Below are 14,504 nucleotides of genomic sequence, written 5' to 3'. Positions count from 1 at the left end.
CCGTGACACCCTGGGGTCATGGCCAACCGACTCGCCACCGCGACCAGCCCCTACCTGCTGCAGCACGCCGAGAACCCGGTCGACTGGTGGCCCTGGAGCGCCGAGGCGCTCGCCGAGGCCAGGCGCCGGGACGTGCCGATCCTGCTCTCCATCGGCTACGCCGCGTGCCACTGGTGCCACGTCATGGCCCACGAGTCCTTCGAGGACGCCGAGACCGCGCGCCTGATGAACGAGCACTTCGTCAACATCAAGGTCGACCGCGAGGAGCGTCCGGACCTCGACGCGGTCTACATGACCGCGACCCAGGCGATGACCGGCCAGGGCGGCTGGCCGATGACCTGCTTCCTCACCCCGGACGGCGAACCGTTCCACTGCGGCACCTACTACCCGCCGCAGCCGCGCCCGGGCATGCCGTCGTTCCAGCACCTCCTCGTCGCCGTCGCGCAGGCCTGGCAGGACCGTCGGGACGAGCTGCGCGAGGGCGCCGGGAAGATCGTCGAGCACCTCGCCGGTCAGCTCGGGCCGCTGCCGCCCGCCCCGGTCGACGCGGGCGTGCTCGACGCCGCCTTGCTGAAGCTGAGCGGGGAGGCCGACCGCGAGCGCGGCGGTTTCGGTGGCGCGCCGAAGTTCCCGCCGTCGATGGTGCTGGAGTTCCTGCTGCGCCACCACGAACGCACCGGATCCGCCGCCGCGCTGTCCTTGGTGGAGTCCTGCGCCGAGGCGATGGCGCGCGGTGGCATCCACGACCAGCTCGCCGGCGGCTTCGCCCGCTACTCGGTCGACGCGTCCTGGATCGTCCCGCACTTCGAGAAGATGTTGTACGACAACGCCTTGCTGCTGCGCGTCTACGCGCACCTGGCCCGGCGCACCGGTTCGGCGTACGCGGCGGAGGTCGCGCGGATGACCGGCGGATTCCTGCTCGGCCGGCTGCGCACGGCCGAAGGCGGGTTCGCCGCCTCGCTCGACGCGGACACCCTCGGCGAGGAAGGCCTGACCTACGTCTGGACGCCCGCGCAGCTGCGTGAGGTGCTCGGCGACGACGACGGCGCGTGGGCCGCGGAACTGTTCTCCGTGACCGAATCGGGCACATTCGAGCACGGCACCTCGGTCCTGCGGCTGCTGCGCGATCCGGACGATCGGGAGCGCTTCGAGCGGGTCCGGGCCGCGCTGCTGGCCGCGCGTGACGAGCGGCCGCAGCCGGGCCGGGACGACAAGGTGATCGCCGCCTGGAACGGGCTCGCGATCACCGCGCTGTGCGAGGCGGGCGTGGCCCTCGACGAGCCGCACTGGGTGTCCGCGGCGCAGCAGGCCGCGTCCGCGGTGCTCGGGATCCACCTCCGCGACAACCGCCTGCGCCGCAGCTCCCGGGACGGGACCGCCGGTGACGCGGCCGGGGTGCTGGAGGACTACGGCTGCCTGGCCGAGGGCCTGCTGGCCCTGCACCAGGCGACCGGGGACCCGCGGTGGCTGGCGGAGGCGACGAACCTGCTGGACATCGCGCTGGGCAACTTCGCCGTCGCGGACACCCCGGGCGCCTACCACGACACCGCCGACGACGCCGAGGTCCTCGTGCACCGCCCCGCGGATCCGACGGACAACGCGAGCCCGTCCGGCGCCTCCGCGCTGGCGAACGCGCTGGTCACCGCCTCGGTGCTGGTCGGGACGGACCGCGCGGCCCGCTACCGGACCGCCGCCGAGGAGGCGATCCGCCGGGCCGGGCAGCTCATCGCCAAGGCACCCCGTTTCGCCGGGCACTGGCTCACCGCGGCCGAGGCGCTGCTGGCCGGGCCGGTCCAGGTCGCGATCGCCGGGCCGGACTCGACCGAGCGCGACCTGTTGCGCTCGGTGGCCGCCCGGCGCGCCCACGGCGGCGCGGTCGTGCTGGCCGGCGAGCCGGACGCGGAGGGCGTGCCGCTGCTCGCGGACCGGCCGCTGGTGGCGGGCAAGGCGGCCGCCTACGTCTGCCGCGGTTACGTCTGCGACCGGCCCGTGACCAGCCCGGACGACCTGGTCGCCGTCTTGTCCGCCGGGAGTGAACACGGGGTCTGACGCGTCGATTCCGGCGTAGCGTGTGTTGCAACGTAATCATGTAATCGCGGAGGCGAGGACCATGCGCACACACGCACAGTGGGGACGAGGCTGGAAGGGCCGTGGGCAGGCCGAGGTGCCGCCTGCCGACGACGCGGCGGGCTGGTTCGCCGGACGGCTGCCGGACGGCTGGTTCACCGGCGCCCCGGACATCACGGTCGACCGCGAGGAGATCCTGGTCGTCGGCGAACTCCCGGCGCTGACCGACGAGTTCGCCGACGACGCCGCCCGCGCCGCCGCGGAATCCGGCCGCATCAGCCGGTTCCGCGAGGAGACCCGCGAGCAGCGCATCGAGATCGCGCGCCAGGCCGAGCACCGGTACCAGCGCAAGGTGTCCTGGGGCGCCCGGCTGGGCGGCACCGAAGAGTTGTTCACCACACAGTCGGTGCCGGTGATGACCCGCCTGCGCCAGCCCGAGCGGCTGGTTCTCGACACGCTCGTCGACGCGGGGGTCGCGCGGTCTCGTTCGGACGCCCTGGCCTGGGCTGTCCGGCTCGTCGGGCAGCACGCCGAGGACTGGCTCGGCGAGCTGCGCGAGGCCATGTCGAAGGTCGACGAACTGCGCCGCCAGGGGCCCGATCTCGGCTGAGCTCGTCATGCGGGGCCGCGGAAGTTACGCCAGAGTAGGAACATGAACCCCGATGCGTTGACCGCGGTACTGGATGGACAGTGGGCCCAGCTGCGCCGGGAGATTCGCGCGCAGTTCGCCGGGTACGACCTGGACGAGCCCTACGACCTGAGCACCGAGGAGTACCGGGCGTGGGTGCTGGAGCGCCTGCGCGAGCTGGCCAAGAGCGGCTGGCACCGGCTCGGCTTCTCCCGCGAGTACGGCGGCGGGGGCGACATCGGCGGTTCGGTCGTGTCGTTCGAGATGCTCGGCTACGGCGATCTGTCGCTGATGGTGAAGTCCGGCGTGCAGTGGGGCCTGTTCGGCGGCGCGATCCAGCTGCTCGGCACGGCGCCGCACCACGAGCGGTACCTGGCCCGGATCATGGACCTGGACCTGCTCGGCTGCTTCGCGATGACCGAGACCGGGCACGGCTCGGACGTGCAGAACCTGCGCACCACGGCGACCTACGACCCGGCCACCCGCGAGTTCGTCATCGACACCCCGGACGAGCAGGCGCGCAAGGACTACATCGGCAACGCCGCGCGGCACGGCCGGATGGCGGTGGTGTTCGCGCAGCTCGTCACCGGCGGGGAAAGCCGCGGCGTGCACGCGTTCGTGGTGCCGATCCGGGACGAGTCGGGTGCGCCGATGCCGGGTGTGGAGATCGGGGACGACGGCCGCAAGGCGGGGCTGAACGGCGTCGACAACGGGCGCCTGACGTTCCACTCCGTGCGGGTGCCGCGCGACGCGCTGCTCAACCGCTACGGCGACGTCACCGAGGACGGCACGTACACGAGCCCGATCGAAAGCGACAACCGCCGGTTCTTCACGATGCTGGGCACGTTGATCCGCGGCCGGATCAGCGTGGCGGGTGGCGCGATCCACGCCACCGAGCGGGCGCTGGCGATCGCCACCCGGTACGCGGAGAAGCGCCGCCAGTTCGGCCGTCCCGGTGAGTCCGGGGAGACCCTGCTGCTGGATTACCGCGCGCACCAACGGAAACTGCTGCCTGCGATCGCGCGCACCTACGCGCTGCACTTCGCGCACGAGGAGCTGACCCGGGCGCTGCACGACATCCAGGGCACCGCCGACGCCGAGGAGCGGGCGCAGCGCGAGCTGGAGTCGCGCGCCGCCGGGATCAAGGCGATCGCGACCTGGCACGCGACCCGCAGCATCCAGATGGCGCGGGAAGCCTGTGGTGGCGCGGGATACCTGTCGGAGAACCTGCTGCCGGCGCTGAAGGCCGACACCGACGTGTTCACCACGTTCGAGGGCGACAACACGGTGCTGCTGCAGCTGGTCGCGAAGGGCCTGCTGACCAGCTATCGCGACCACTTCGCCGACCTGAGCCCGCTGGCGACGGCGCGGTTCGTGGCCGAGCAGTTCGTCGGCGCGGTGATCGAGCGGACCGCGGCGCGCAAGGTGATCGAGCGGCTGGTGGACGCCGCGCCCGGCCGGGACGACGACGATGTGCTGTTCGACCGCGGCTGGCAGGTGAAGCTGTTCGAGGACCGCGAGCAGCACGTGCTGGAGGGCTGCGCGCGGCGGCTGCGCCGGGCCGAGGAGGCCGACCCGTTCGAGGTCTTCAACGACGCGCAGGACCACGTGCTGCGGGCGGCGCGGGTGCACGTCGAGCGGATCGTGCTGGAGGCGTTCGTCGCGGCCATCGACCGGTGCGCGGACGCGGAGGCGCGGGCGCTGCTGGAGCGGGTGTGCGACCTGTACGTGCTGTCGAACGTCGAAGAGGACCGCGCGTGGTTCCTGGAGCACGGTCGGCTGACCTCGGCGCGGGCGAAGGCCGTGGTCGCCGCGGTGAACGACCTGTGCGCCGAGCTGCGCCCCCACGCGCGGCTGCTGGTGGACGGCTTCGCGGTGCCGGAACCGTTCCTCCGCCCCGCGATGCTGCGTTAGGCCCGCTTCTTCTTGGCGGTGAGGTCGAGCCAGTGGAAGAGCCCGCCCTGCCGCGCGCCGAGGATCGCCTGGACCGACGGAACCGCGCCGAGCTGGATGCCGGCCACGAGGCAGACCAGTTGTGCTGCGTCGTGACCCGGGATCGAGGCGGTGAGCCTGCGCGAGGTCGCCGCGGAAGCCGGCGTCTCGATGGGGCGGGTGCGGCACTGCTTCGCCTCGAAGGACGACATGCTGGGGTTCGCCCTGGAGCTGGCGAACGAGCGCGCGGGTCCGGGCGCGCCTGGCGGCGCTGGCCGATCCCGGGCCGGAGCGGATCCTGCGCGAGGTGCTGACCGAAATGCTCGGCCTCACCGCGGAGAGGTGGCAGTTCATCCTGCTCGGCGTCGCCTACCTCAACCGCGCCCTCACCGACGAGAAGATCGCCGAGGGCATGGCCGCCGGTGACGCCGAACTGTACGGTCTCCTGGCCGGGCTGGTCGAGGCGGCGGCCGGCGAGCGGCCCGGCCTCGACCCGCGTCAGGAGGCCCGCGTCCTGTTCCAGGTGGCCGCCGGGCTGGGCGTCGAGGTGGCGCTGGGGCAGACCGCCCCGGCCGACGCGGTCGCCACGGTGGACTACTACCTCCGGCGGCTGCTGGGCTGACAAATGTCATGCCCGGGACCGGATGTTCGGCATGCTCACCGGATGCCGCCGGGGGGCGAAGCTGGGGTCATGACGAACAAGACCTCGGCCCTGGCCCCGCTGATCATCGACGCCGGGCTTCCCGTCGCCGCCTACTTCCTGCTCAGCCAGGCCGCCGGCCTGAGCACGATCGCCGCGCTGGCGTGGAGCAGCGCGATCCCCGCGGTGCGGGCGGTGTGGTGCCTGGCCCGCGAGCGGCGGGTCAACGTCCTGGCGGTGCTGATGCTGGTCGTCAACACCACCGGGCTGCTGTCGAGCCTGCTGACCGGTGATCCCCGGCTGATGCTGGCCAAGGACGGCGGGGTGACCAGCATCCTCGGCGTCGGGATCCTGGCGTCGGTGGTGATCGGGAAGCCGTTGATGACCGAGGTGCTGCGGCCGCTGTTCACCAAGGGTGACCCCGCCAGGACCGCGGTGTGGGACGGGCTTTCGGGGACCTCGCCGGCCTTCCGACGGGCGGAGCGGCTCTTCTCGGTCGTGTGGGGCGTGGCCCTGCTCGGCGAGTCCGCGGTGCGGGTCGTGGGCGCCTACACGCTGCCCGTCGACACGATGGTCTGGCTCGGCGGCGTGATCCTGGTGGTCGCGCTCGCGGCGGCGTTCGCCGTGAGCCGTGCGGCGGCCCGGCCGATGGTGCGCACCTTCCTCGCCGCGTTCGACGAGCGGCGTCAGGCGTACAGGGCCAGCCAGACGGCGATGTAGTGCGAGACCGCGGCCAGCACCGTGCACGCGTGGAAGAACTCGTGGTAGCCGAAGGTGTCCGGCCAGTAGTTCGGCCACTTCACCGCGTAGAACACCGCGCCGACCGTGTAGAACAGGCCGCCCACCAGGAGCAGCACCAGCGCGGCCACCCCGGCGTGCGTGGCCAGCTCGGGCAGCACGAAGATCGCCACCCAGCCGAGCGCCACGTAGATCGGCACGCCGAGCCAGCGCGGCGCGCCCGGCCACAGCATCTTCAGCGCCACCCCGGCCAGCGCGCCGCCCCAGACCACGCCCAGCACGACGTACCCGGTGGGCTTCGACATCGCCAGCAGCGTGAACGGGGTGTAGGTGCCCGCGATGAACAGGAAGATCATCGAGTGGTCCGCGCGCTTCATCCACTGGTAGGCGCGTGGGCTCCAGATCCGCCGGTGGTACAGCGCGCTGACGCCGAACACGCCGAGGACGGTCAGCCCGTACACCGACGTGGCCAGCGCGGCCAGGCCGGACACCGTGGCGCCGGCGAACGCGATCAGCGTCGCCACGCAGGCGAGCGCGCTGAAGAACGTCCAGAAGTGGATATGGCCGCGGAGCCGGGGACGGGTGTCGACGAAGGGTTCGGTCTCAACGGTCACACCAACAAGGTTACGGCGACGTAGGTTCCGCGCCAGTCAACCGTGGCCCGGCCCACGTCGCTTCCCGACCCTGCGTACATTGGTTGGACGTGAGTCTTCGCTCCTTCGGGTCCAAGCTTGTCTACGGCATTTACAGCCGCCGTCTGATCCAGCAGGCGGCAGGCAAGCATCCGCGGCACATCGCGATCATGCTGGACGGCAACCGCAGGTGGGCGCGGGAAGCCGGCTTCACCGACGTCTCCGACGGGCACCGGGCGGGAGCGCGCAAGATCGCCGACTTCCTCACCTGGTGCCGCGAGGCCGACGTCGAGGTCGTGACGATGTGGCTGCTGTCCACGGACAACCTCAGCCGCGCCACCGAGGAGCTCGAACCGCTGCTGGAGATCATCGCCGACGTCGTCGACGAGCTGGCGCAGGCGGGCAACCCGTGGCGCATCCGCGTCGTCGGCGCGCTGGACCTGCTGCCCGGGCCGATCGCCAAGCGCCTGCAGTCGGCCGCGGCGAGCACCGAGAAGCGCACCGGCATGGAGGTCAACGTCGCCGTCGGCTACGGCGGGCGGCAGGAGATCGCGGACGCGGTCAAGAAGCTGCTGCTCCAGCACGCCGACGAGGGCACGTCGATCCGCGAGCTGGCGAAGATCCTCGACGTCGACCACATCTCCGAGCACCTCTACACCTCGGGGCAGCCCGACCCGGACCTCATCATCCGCACCTCCGGCGAGCAGCGGCTGTCCGGTTTCCTGCTGTGGCAGTCCGCGCACTCCGAGTTCTGGTTCACGGAGGCCTACTGGCCCGCCTTCCGCCGGGTCGACTTCCTGCGCGCCCTCCGTGACTACGCGTGGCGGCACCGCCGTTTCGGTACTTGACAACACGTTCCGTGTCGATTCGCTGATTTGTTCTCTACCGACGGTGAGATGACAACCTGGTGAATCACCTGCCTGGCTGCCTGCACGAAGCGTCGAACGCAGGTAACTTCCGAAGTGATGGCTCGTGACCTTGCGGACCATCACGGGAGGCCCTGGTAGTGGCGGTTGTAGAGCAGACGGCGCGTGAGCCGTTCGCGATACCCACGAGGGGGCCGGCACCCGGCCCTCGTGGCCCTGCGCGCTGACGCGTAAGCGGAAGCGAAGAGCGGTCCAGCCAGGGTGGTGCCCGGCCCAGCGAGTGTGGGCGTGGTGCCACGTCCACGAGGGAGATGCCGTCGTGACTACGCAGCGTTCGCCCCGTAAGGCCTCCGGCCGCTCATCGAATTCCGCGGAGGGCACCGCAGAACCCCCGAGTCCCGTTCCCGGGCAGCACACCTACGTCCTGGACACCTCGGTTCTGCTGGCCGACCCGTGGGCCATCACGAGATTCGCCGAGCACGCCGTGGTCCTGCCGTTGGTCGTGATCAGTGAACTGGAGGCGAAACGGCATCACCCCGAACTGGGCTGGTTCGCGCGGGAATCCCTGCGCCAGCTCGACGACCTGCGGCTCAAGCACGGCCGCCTGGACGCCCCGATCCCGATCGGTGACTCCGGCGGCACCCTGCACGTCGAGCTGAACCACTCCGACCCGACGGTCCTGCCGCCCGGGTTCCGCACCGACTCCAACGACCACCGGATCCTGGCCTGCGCGCTGAACCTCAAGGTCGAGCGCGACGCGGTCACCCTGGTCACCAAGGACATCCCGCTGCGGGTCAAGGCCGGCGCCGTCGGCCTGCCCGCCGACGAGTACCGCGCGCTGGAGGTGGCGCCGTCCGGCTGGACCGGCATGGTCGACGTGGAGGTCCCGCAGGAAGCGGTCGACGCGTTGTTCCGCGACGGTCTCGTGGACCTGGCCGAATACGGGCTGCCCGAGGTGGGCGAGTCGCCGTGCCACACCGGTCTGCGGCTGGTGGCCGGTTCCGGCAGCTCCAGCGCGCTGGGCCGGCTGACCCCGGCCAAGAAGGTGAAGCTGGTCCGCGGCGACAAGGAGGCGTTCGGCCTGCACGGCCGCTCCGCGGAGCAGCGGATCGCGCTGGACCTGCTGCTCGACCCGGACATCGGCATCGTCTCGCTCGGCGGACGGGCAGGCACCGGCAAGTCCGCACTCGCGCTGTGCGCCGGGCTGGAGTCGGTGATGGAGCGCCGTGAGCACCGCAAGGTGGTGGTGTTCCGGCCGGTCTACGCCGTCGGCGGCCAGGACCTGGGCTACCTGCCGGGGTCGGAGTCGGAGAAGATGCAGCCGTGGGCGCAGGCGGTGTTCGACACGCTCGGCGCCCTGGTCAGCCAGGACGTGCTGGACGAGGTGTTCGACCGCGGCATGCTGGAGGTCCTGCCGCTGACCCACATCCGCGGCCGGTCGCTGCACGACTCGTTCGTGATCGTGGACGAGGCGCAGTCGCTGGAGCGCAACGTGCTGCTGACCGTGCTGTCGCGGCTGGGCACGGCGTCCCGCGTGGTGCTCACCCACGACGTGGCGCAGCGGGACAACCTGCGCGTCGGACGCCACGACGGCGTGTCCGCGGTGATCGAGAAGCTGAAGGGCCACCCGCTCTTCGCGCACGTCACGCTGACCCGCTCGGAGCGGTCGCCGATCGCCGCGCTGGTCACCGAGATGCTGGAGGACCACGGGTAGTTCCCGAGGCGGGGCCGCCTCCGCTGGGTGGCGGCCCCGTTCCTCACCAGCCCGCGGGCAGCGGCCGGCCTTCGGCGAACCCGGCGGCCGACTGGATGCCCAGCACGGCGCGGCGGTGGAAGTCCTCGATGTCCCGCGCGCCGGCGTAGGTGAACGCGGACCGCACACCCGAGCAGATCTCGTCGATCAGGTCCTCGACGCCGGGGCGCTGCGGGTCCAGCAGCATCCGCGACGACGAGATGCCCTCCTCGAACAGGGCCTTGCGTGCCCGCTCGAAGACGTTGTCGGTGCGCGTGCGGGCGCCGACGGCGCGCTTGCTCGCCATGCCGAACGACTCCTTGTACGGCCGCCCGTGCTCGTCGTAGCGCAGGTCGCCGGGGCTTTCGTGGGTGCCGGCGAACCACGAGCCGACCATCGCCGCGGACGCGCCCGCGGCCAGCGCCAGCGCCACGTCGCGGGGGTGGCGCACGCCGCCGTCGGCCCACACGTGCTTGCCCAGCTCGCGGGCGGCCTTCGCGCATTCGAGGACGGCGGAGAACTGCGGGCGGCCGACGCCGGTCATCATCCGCGTCGTGCACATCGCGCCCGGGCCGACGCCGACCTTGACCACGTCGGCACCGGCGTCGATGAGGTCGCGCGTGCCCTCGGCGGTGACGACGTTGCCCGCCACGACCGGCACCGCGGGCGAGACCGAGCGGACGGCCTTCAGCGCGGCGATCATCTTCTCCTGGTGGCCGTGCGCGGTGTCGACGACGAGCGTGTCGATGCCCGCGGCGAGCAGCGACTCGGCCTTGGCGGCGACGTCGCCGTTGATGCCCACGGCGGCGGCGACCCGCAGCCGCCGCCGGGCGTCCACGGCCGGGGTGTAGATGTCCGCGCGCAGCGCCGCGGTCTGGGTGAGGATGCCGGCGAGCTTGCCGTCGGCGTCGACACCCAGCGCGATCTGCGCGCCGGCGGCGTGCAGGCGCTCGAAGACCTCGCGGGACGGGGTGTCCAGCGGGCAGGTCACGGGCGGTTCGTAGGCGACCTCGGTGACGCGCGCGAAGCGGTCGACGCCCGTGCAGGCGGCCTCGTCGACGATGCCGTGCGGGCGGCCGTGCTCGTCGACCACGACGACGGCGCCGTGCGCGCGCTTGCCGATCAGGTTGAGGGCGTCGGCGACCGCGTCACCGCCGGTGAGGACCAGCGGGGTGTCCCAGGTGGTGTGGCGGCTCTTGATCCAGGCGACGATGTCGGCGACCGCCGCCGGGTCGACGTCCTGGGGCAGGACGACGAGCCCGCCGCGCCGGGCGACGGTCTCGGCCATCCGCCGCCCCGCGACGGCGGTCATGTTGGCGACGACGATCGGGATGGTCGCGCCGGTGCCGTCGACGGTGGACAGGTCGACGTCGAAGCGCGATTCCACGGCTGAGCGGTTGGGCACGAGGAAGACGTCGTCGTAAGTGAGGTCGTGAGCGGGCCCGTGGCCATCGAGAAAACGCACGAGTCCCCAGACTACGGCACAATCGGGCGCATGGCCGATCGGGACCGGGACGCCGAGGGCAAACCGCGGAACGCCCGCCCGCGCGACGGGCTGGGGCGGCCGCTGCCGTACGGGTCGCCGGGGGTGGAACGCCAGCCGGAAGGCATCGCGCGCACCCCGGCGCAAACGCTTGCGGAGGCGCAGAACCTGCTGGACGCCGGACGGCCCTTCCACGCGCACGAGGTGTTCGAGGACGCGTGGAAGTCCTCGGACGGGCCGGATCGTGCGTTGTGGAAGGGACTGGCGCAGCTGGCGGTCGGGCTGACGCACTCCGCGCGGGGCAACCGGAAGGGCGCGTCGTCCCTGCTGACCCGCGCCGCCGCGGCGATCGAGCCGTACGCGGCGGAACCTCCGTACGGCATTGACGTGGCGGGGCTGGTGGCGTGGGCACGGGCGGGCGCGGAGGCGCCGGAGGGGTTGCGCACCCCCCGGCTGAGCTGACGCGCTGCGCGGGGAGCGGTCAATTCGCCCCGGAAGGGGTGTGTCTCCAAGGGCCGGTCCATCCCTTCCGGGGTGACCGGATCTAGACGACCTTGCGCGCCGCCTCGAGGTTCGCCGCCAGGTTGTTCAACGTGCGGGCCTGCGCCACGTAGTCCATGGACGAGAACTCCCACGGGAACACCTGCCCGGCCGCGGCCGCGGGCATCCGGGCGAAGGTGGCCTGCTGCAGGAGCGTGTCCTTGTCCATGGCGCGCAGCGAGTACAGCACGACGTCCGTCGGGTGCTTGCCGATGTTCTCCCAGCTCACCTGCTCCCAGTAGTACTTCGCGCCGCCCGGGTCGGGGTAGGTCAGGCCCAGCTCGGTGTAACTGCGCAGCGCCGGGTCGTCGGCGGCCTTGCAGATGTAGACGCCGTCGCCCGGGTAGGCGGCGATCGCCATCACCGTGAGGCCCTTGGCGGTGGCGTTCTGGAACCGGGTGCGCGCGGCCTCGTAGGCCTGCTCGGCGTCGGCGGCGGGCTCGGTGCCCAGCGCCTTCACCAGTTCCACCGTCCGGTCGACCACGTTGGTCGCCGAGCCGGCCATCTTCAGCGCGATGATCGGCGCGATCTCGGCGACCGCCTTCTGCTGGGTGAGGTCCTTGAACCCGTACAGCGGCTGGGTGGTGTCGATCGTGCCCGCGCTGTCCACCGGGTAGGCGTGGGTGAGGATCAGGTCCGGCTTGGCGGCGGCGAGCGCCTCGATGTCGATCTCGCCGTAGGTGCGGCCGACCTCCTTGACCTGGCTGAGGTCGCGGCCGCGGAAGTTCACGTCGTCGGCCAGGCCGGTGTAGCCGAACGACGCGACGGGCGTGATGCCGTAGTTCCACAGGGACGCGATGGCGTCGTTGAGGCCGGCGATGCGCGTGGGCCGGGCGTCGAGGTCGACCCTGGTGCCCAGGTCGTCGGTGAACGACCAGGCACCGCCGCTCGCGGCCGGGTCCGAGCCGCCCGAACCGCACGCGGCGAGGAGGCCGGTCGCGGCCACGGCCAGGCTGCCGGTGAGGAAGGTCCGGCGGGTGGTCGTCATGGGGTCACCTTTCTTCGGGGTCAACGTCGTCGGAGGAGGAGCCAGATGAGGTAGGGGGCGCCGATCGCGGCCGTGACCAGTCCGACCGGGACTTCCCAGCCGAACGCGGTGCGGCCGAGCAGGTCGGACGCCTGGACGAGCAGGGCGCCGCCGAGCGCGGACGCGACCAGCGGCGGGCGCGAGCCGCCGGTCAGCCGCAGCATGACCTGCGGCGTCACCAGGGCGACGAAGCCGACCGGCCCGGCGGCGGCGACGGCGGCCGCGGTCAGTCCGACGGCCACGCCGATCGTGCCCAGGCGCGCCGCCTGGATCCGCACGCCCAGCCCGGCGGCCGCGTCGTCGCCGAGCTGCGTCACGGCGAGCGTGCGGGGCAGGGTGAGCGCGGCGGGGACGAGGAGCGCGGCGAGGATCATCAGCGGGACGGTCTGGTCCCAGCTCACGGCGCTGATCGAGCCGACGAGCCAGACCGTGGCCTGGGCGGCGCTGTTGATGCTGGCGAGGATGAGGAGCCAGCTGGTCAGTGCCGTGAGGACGGCGCCGCACCCGATGCCGACGAGGATGAGCCGGAAGCCGTCGACTCCGTGGCGCCAGGAGAACCCGTAGACCGCCGCGGCGGCGACGAGACCACCGGCGAGCGCGGCCGCGGGCACGCCGATCGTGGTGATGCCGCTGGCGAGGCTGTAGATGCCACCCCCGAAGACGATCACCGCCACCGCGGCGGCGGAGGCGCCGCCGGTGACGCCGAGGATGTCCGGGGTGGCGAGCGGATTGCGGGAGATGGTCTGGGTGAGGGCACCGGCCATGGCGAGGCACGCGCCGGCGAGGCACCCGGTGACGGCCCGCGGCACGCGCAGGTCGAACAGGATGTGCCGGTCGATCCGGTGCCCGCCGCCGGTGAGCAGCTCGGGAAGCTGCCCGAGCGCGATGGGGTACTCGCCGATCGTCACACCCACCGCGGTGACCAGCAGAAGCGCACCGAGCACGACGAGGCAGACGGTGGCCGCGCGGGTGTTCCACCGCGCGCCGAGGGTGGCGGTCATGCGCGCCCGCCTTCGCGGGAACAGCCCGAGGCCCTCACCGCGCGTGAGACGCCGGCGACCCCGGGGCGGTCCCGGTCGACCAAGAACTGGACGGCGGCGGCCGCGCAATCGGGTGCTGCATGAGCCCAGGCAGCGGTGCGGCCCCGGCGGGTGGTGTCACCAGGCGATGCAGCCAGGGTTGCCATCAGAGCCTCACCAGCCGGGTGCGCCGGGCGATCAGCACGAACGCGCCGCCGCCGAGGATGGCCAGCATGATGCCCGCCGGGATCTCCGCCGGGCCCGCGATCAGGCGGCCCGCGACGTCGGCGAGCAGCAGCAGCACCGCGCCCGCCAGGGCGGAGCACGGGACCAGCCACCGGTGGTCGGGGCCGGTCACGGCGCGCACCACGTGCGGGACGATCAGCCCCAGCGCGGCGATCGGCCCGGCGGCGGCCGTCGCGGCGCCGGCCAGCAGCGTCACCGCCGCCAGGCCCACCAGCCGGCTCGCCGCGACCGACTGGCCCAGCCCGCGCGCCGTGTCCTCGCCGAGGGACACCGCGTTCAGCGCCCGCGTGTTGAGCATCGCCAGCACCAGCCCGGCCGCCACGAACGGCAGGATCCCCAGGCTGATGCTCGCGTCGCGGCCGCTGATCGAACCCACCACCCACCGGCGGTAGACGTCCAGCGTCGGGTTGTCGCTGAGGATCACCAGCGACGTGAACGTCGACAGCAGCGCCATCACGGCCGCACCGGCCAGCGCCATCGGCACCGGGCTCAGCTGCCGCCCGCTCGAGCCGATCGCGAACACCGCGGCGGTCGCGATCAGCGCCCCGGCGAACCCGAACCACACCTGGCCACCGGGATCGACGACCCCGAACAGTTGCGCGGCCAGCGCCACCGCGAGCGCGGCGCCCGCGTTGATGCCGAGCAGGCCCGGATCGGCCAGCGGGTTGCGCGTGTGCCCCTGCATGAGGACCCCGGCGGCGCCCAGCGCCAGACCGGCGAGCACGCCGAGTGCCGTGCGGGGCAGACGCACCTCGCGGACGATCGTCGCCGCTTCGCTGCCGTCGTCGTGCAGCAGCACCCGGACCGCGGTGCCCAGCCCCAGGTCGTTGCTACCCAGGACCAGGCTCAACGCGACCGCGACGACCAGCGCCACCAGCAGGAACACCAGGAGCAACAGCTGGCGAGGCGTCGTCCTGGTCACTGTTGGTGACATGAGCTCGTTCACGCTCTGCA

The 14,504-nt window shown here is 72.4% G+C and carries 15 protein-coding genes; 9 read left to right on the top strand and 6 right to left on the bottom strand.

Features of this window, described 5'->3' with window-relative positions; genetic code table 11:
- Positions 1-18: 18 nt before the first annotated feature.
- From L1857_RS32335 to L1857_RS32325, 3 genes are all read left to right on the top strand, one after another.
- Positions 19-2,049, top strand: coding sequence for a thioredoxin domain-containing protein (locus L1857_RS32335; protein ID WP_249467206.1), 2,031 nt, complete (start codon positions 19-21; stop codon positions 2,047-2,049).
- Between the two features lie 61 nt (positions 2,050-2,110).
- Positions 2,111-2,677 carry a hypothetical protein gene (locus tag L1857_RS32330; protein ID WP_116113546.1) on the top strand — a complete coding sequence of 189 codons (567 nt, stop codon included), beginning with the start codon at positions 2,111-2,113 and terminating at the stop codon, positions 2,675-2,677.
- A 42-nt stretch (positions 2,678-2,719) separates the two neighbouring features.
- Positions 2,720-4,609 (top strand): acyl-CoA dehydrogenase family protein, encoded by a 1,890-nt coding sequence (locus L1857_RS32325; RefSeq protein ID WP_116113548.1) that lies wholly within the window; start codon positions 2,720-2,722, stop codon positions 4,607-4,609.
- Here L1857_RS32325 and L1857_RS32320 read toward each other — a convergent pair.
- Complete coding sequence (locus tag L1857_RS32320) at positions 4,606-4,839, bottom strand: hypothetical protein (RefSeq protein ID WP_205413370.1); 234 nt, start codon at positions 4,837-4,839, stop codon at positions 4,606-4,608. The genes L1857_RS32325 and L1857_RS32320 overlap by 4 nt on opposite strands.
- On the opposite strand from L1857_RS32320, the gene L1857_RS35855 reads away from it, so the two are divergent.
- The 3 genes from L1857_RS35855 (at position 4,760) to L1857_RS32310 (ending at position 5,987) form a co-directional block, all read left to right on the top strand.
- Complete coding sequence (locus tag L1857_RS35855) at positions 4,760-5,053, top strand: TetR/AcrR family transcriptional regulator (RefSeq protein WP_205413368.1); 294 nt, start codon at positions 4,760-4,762, stop codon at positions 5,051-5,053. The genes L1857_RS32320 and L1857_RS35855 overlap by 80 nt on opposite strands.
- Positions 4,935-5,249 (top strand): TetR family transcriptional regulator C-terminal domain-containing protein, encoded by a 315-nt coding sequence (locus L1857_RS32315; protein ID WP_249467203.1) that lies wholly within the window; start codon positions 4,935-4,937, stop codon positions 5,247-5,249. Before L1857_RS35855 ends, L1857_RS32315 begins: the two co-directional genes overlap by 119 nt.
- A gap of 69 nt (positions 5,250-5,318) precedes the next feature.
- On the top strand, positions 5,319-5,987 hold the full coding sequence (locus L1857_RS32310) for a VC0807 family protein (protein ID WP_116113553.1): 669 nt from the start codon (positions 5,319-5,321) through the stop codon (positions 5,985-5,987).
- Here the strand turns inward: L1857_RS32310 and trhA are convergent.
- Positions 5,954-6,619, bottom strand: a complete 666-nt coding sequence (gene trhA / locus L1857_RS32305; protein ID WP_094004693.1) for a PAQR family membrane homeostasis protein TrhA — start codon at positions 6,617-6,619, stop codon at positions 5,954-5,956. The two genes, L1857_RS32310 and trhA, sit on opposite strands and share 34 nt — an antisense overlap.
- An 89-nt stretch (positions 6,620-6,708) precedes the next feature.
- Here trhA and L1857_RS32300 point away from each other — a divergent pair, with 89 nt between their 5' ends.
- A complete protein-coding gene (locus tag L1857_RS32300; protein WP_094004694.1) occupies positions 6,709-7,485 on the top strand; it encodes an isoprenyl transferase in 777 nt (258 codons plus the stop codon).
- 337 nt (positions 7,486-7,822) lie between these two features.
- Positions 7,823-9,217, top strand: a complete 1,395-nt coding sequence (phoH2, locus tag L1857_RS32295; protein ID WP_162830606.1) for an RNA 5'-3' helicase PhoH2 — start codon at positions 7,823-7,825, stop codon at positions 9,215-9,217.
- A 43-nt stretch (positions 9,218-9,260) separates the two neighbouring features.
- Here the strand turns inward: phoH2 and guaB1 are convergent, their stop codons facing one another.
- Entirely contained in the window at positions 9,261-10,700 is a 1,440-nt protein-coding gene (guaB1, locus tag L1857_RS32290) for a GMP reductase (protein WP_249467200.1), read from the bottom strand.
- 30 nt (positions 10,701-10,730) lie between these two features.
- Here guaB1 and L1857_RS32285 point away from each other — a divergent pair, with 30 nt between their 5' ends.
- Positions 10,731-11,180: a DUF309 domain-containing protein gene (locus tag L1857_RS32285; RefSeq protein ID WP_094004696.1), complete on the top strand. Its 450-nt coding sequence runs from the start codon at positions 10,731-10,733 to the stop codon at positions 11,178-11,180.
- Positions 11,181-11,262: 82 nt separating this feature from the next.
- Here the strand turns inward: L1857_RS32285 and L1857_RS32280 are convergent, their stop codons facing one another.
- The 3 genes from L1857_RS32280 to L1857_RS32270 form a co-directional block, all read right to left on the bottom strand.
- Positions 11,263-12,246, bottom strand: coding sequence for an ABC transporter substrate-binding protein (locus tag L1857_RS32280; RefSeq protein ID WP_094004697.1), 984 nt, complete (start codon positions 12,244-12,246; stop codon positions 11,263-11,265).
- 20 nt (positions 12,247-12,266) lie between these two features.
- Positions 12,267-13,286 carry a FecCD family ABC transporter permease gene (locus tag L1857_RS32275; protein ID WP_116113562.1) on the bottom strand — a complete coding sequence of 340 codons (1,020 nt, stop codon included), beginning with the start codon at positions 13,284-13,286 and terminating at the stop codon, positions 12,267-12,269.
- Between the two features lie 184 nt (positions 13,287-13,470).
- On the bottom strand, positions 13,471-14,496 hold the full coding sequence (locus L1857_RS32270; protein WP_249467197.1) for a FecCD family ABC transporter permease: 1,026 nt from the start codon (positions 14,494-14,496) through the stop codon (positions 13,471-13,473).
- Positions 14,497-14,504 lie beyond the last annotated feature (8 nt).

Origin of the sequence: Amycolatopsis thermalba, assembly GCF_023376025.1 — a bacterium.
Lineage (GTDB): Bacteria > Actinomycetota > Actinomycetes > Mycobacteriales > Pseudonocardiaceae > Amycolatopsis_E > Amycolatopsis_E thermalba.
The sequence above is the reverse complement of the archived record's forward strand: the minus strand, read 5'-3'. Positions and strand labels throughout refer to the sequence as shown.

What these genes read in the sequence shown, in the direction of transcription:
- L1857_RS32335 (WP_249467206.1), top strand. Translation starts at nt 19, where the DNA reads ATGGCCAACCGACTCGCCACCGCGACCAGCCCCTACCTGCTGCAGCAC.
- L1857_RS32330 (WP_116113546.1), top strand. Translation starts at nt 2,111, where the DNA reads ATGCGCACACACGCACAGTGGGGACGAGGCTGGAAGGGCCGTGGGCAG.
- L1857_RS32325 (WP_116113548.1), top strand. Translation starts at nt 2,720, where the DNA reads ATGAACCCCGATGCGTTGACCGCGGTACTGGATGGACAGTGGGCCCAG.
- L1857_RS32320 (WP_205413370.1), bottom strand. Translation starts at nt 4,839, where the DNA reads ATGTCGTCCTTCGAGGCGAAGCAGTGCCGCACCCGCCCCATCGAGACG.
- L1857_RS32310 (WP_116113553.1), top strand. Translation starts at nt 5,319, where the DNA reads ATGACGAACAAGACCTCGGCCCTGGCCCCGCTGATCATCGACGCCGGG.
- L1857_RS32285 (WP_094004696.1), top strand. Translation starts at nt 10,731, where the DNA reads ATGGCCGATCGGGACCGGGACGCCGAGGGCAAACCGCGGAACGCCCGC.
- L1857_RS32280 (WP_094004697.1), bottom strand. Translation starts at nt 12,246, where the DNA reads ATGACGACCACCCGCCGGACCTTCCTCACCGGCAGCCTGGCCGTGGCC.
- L1857_RS32275 (WP_116113562.1), bottom strand. Translation starts at nt 13,286, where the DNA reads ATGACCGCCACCCTCGGCGCGCGGTGGAACACCCGCGCGGCCACCGTC.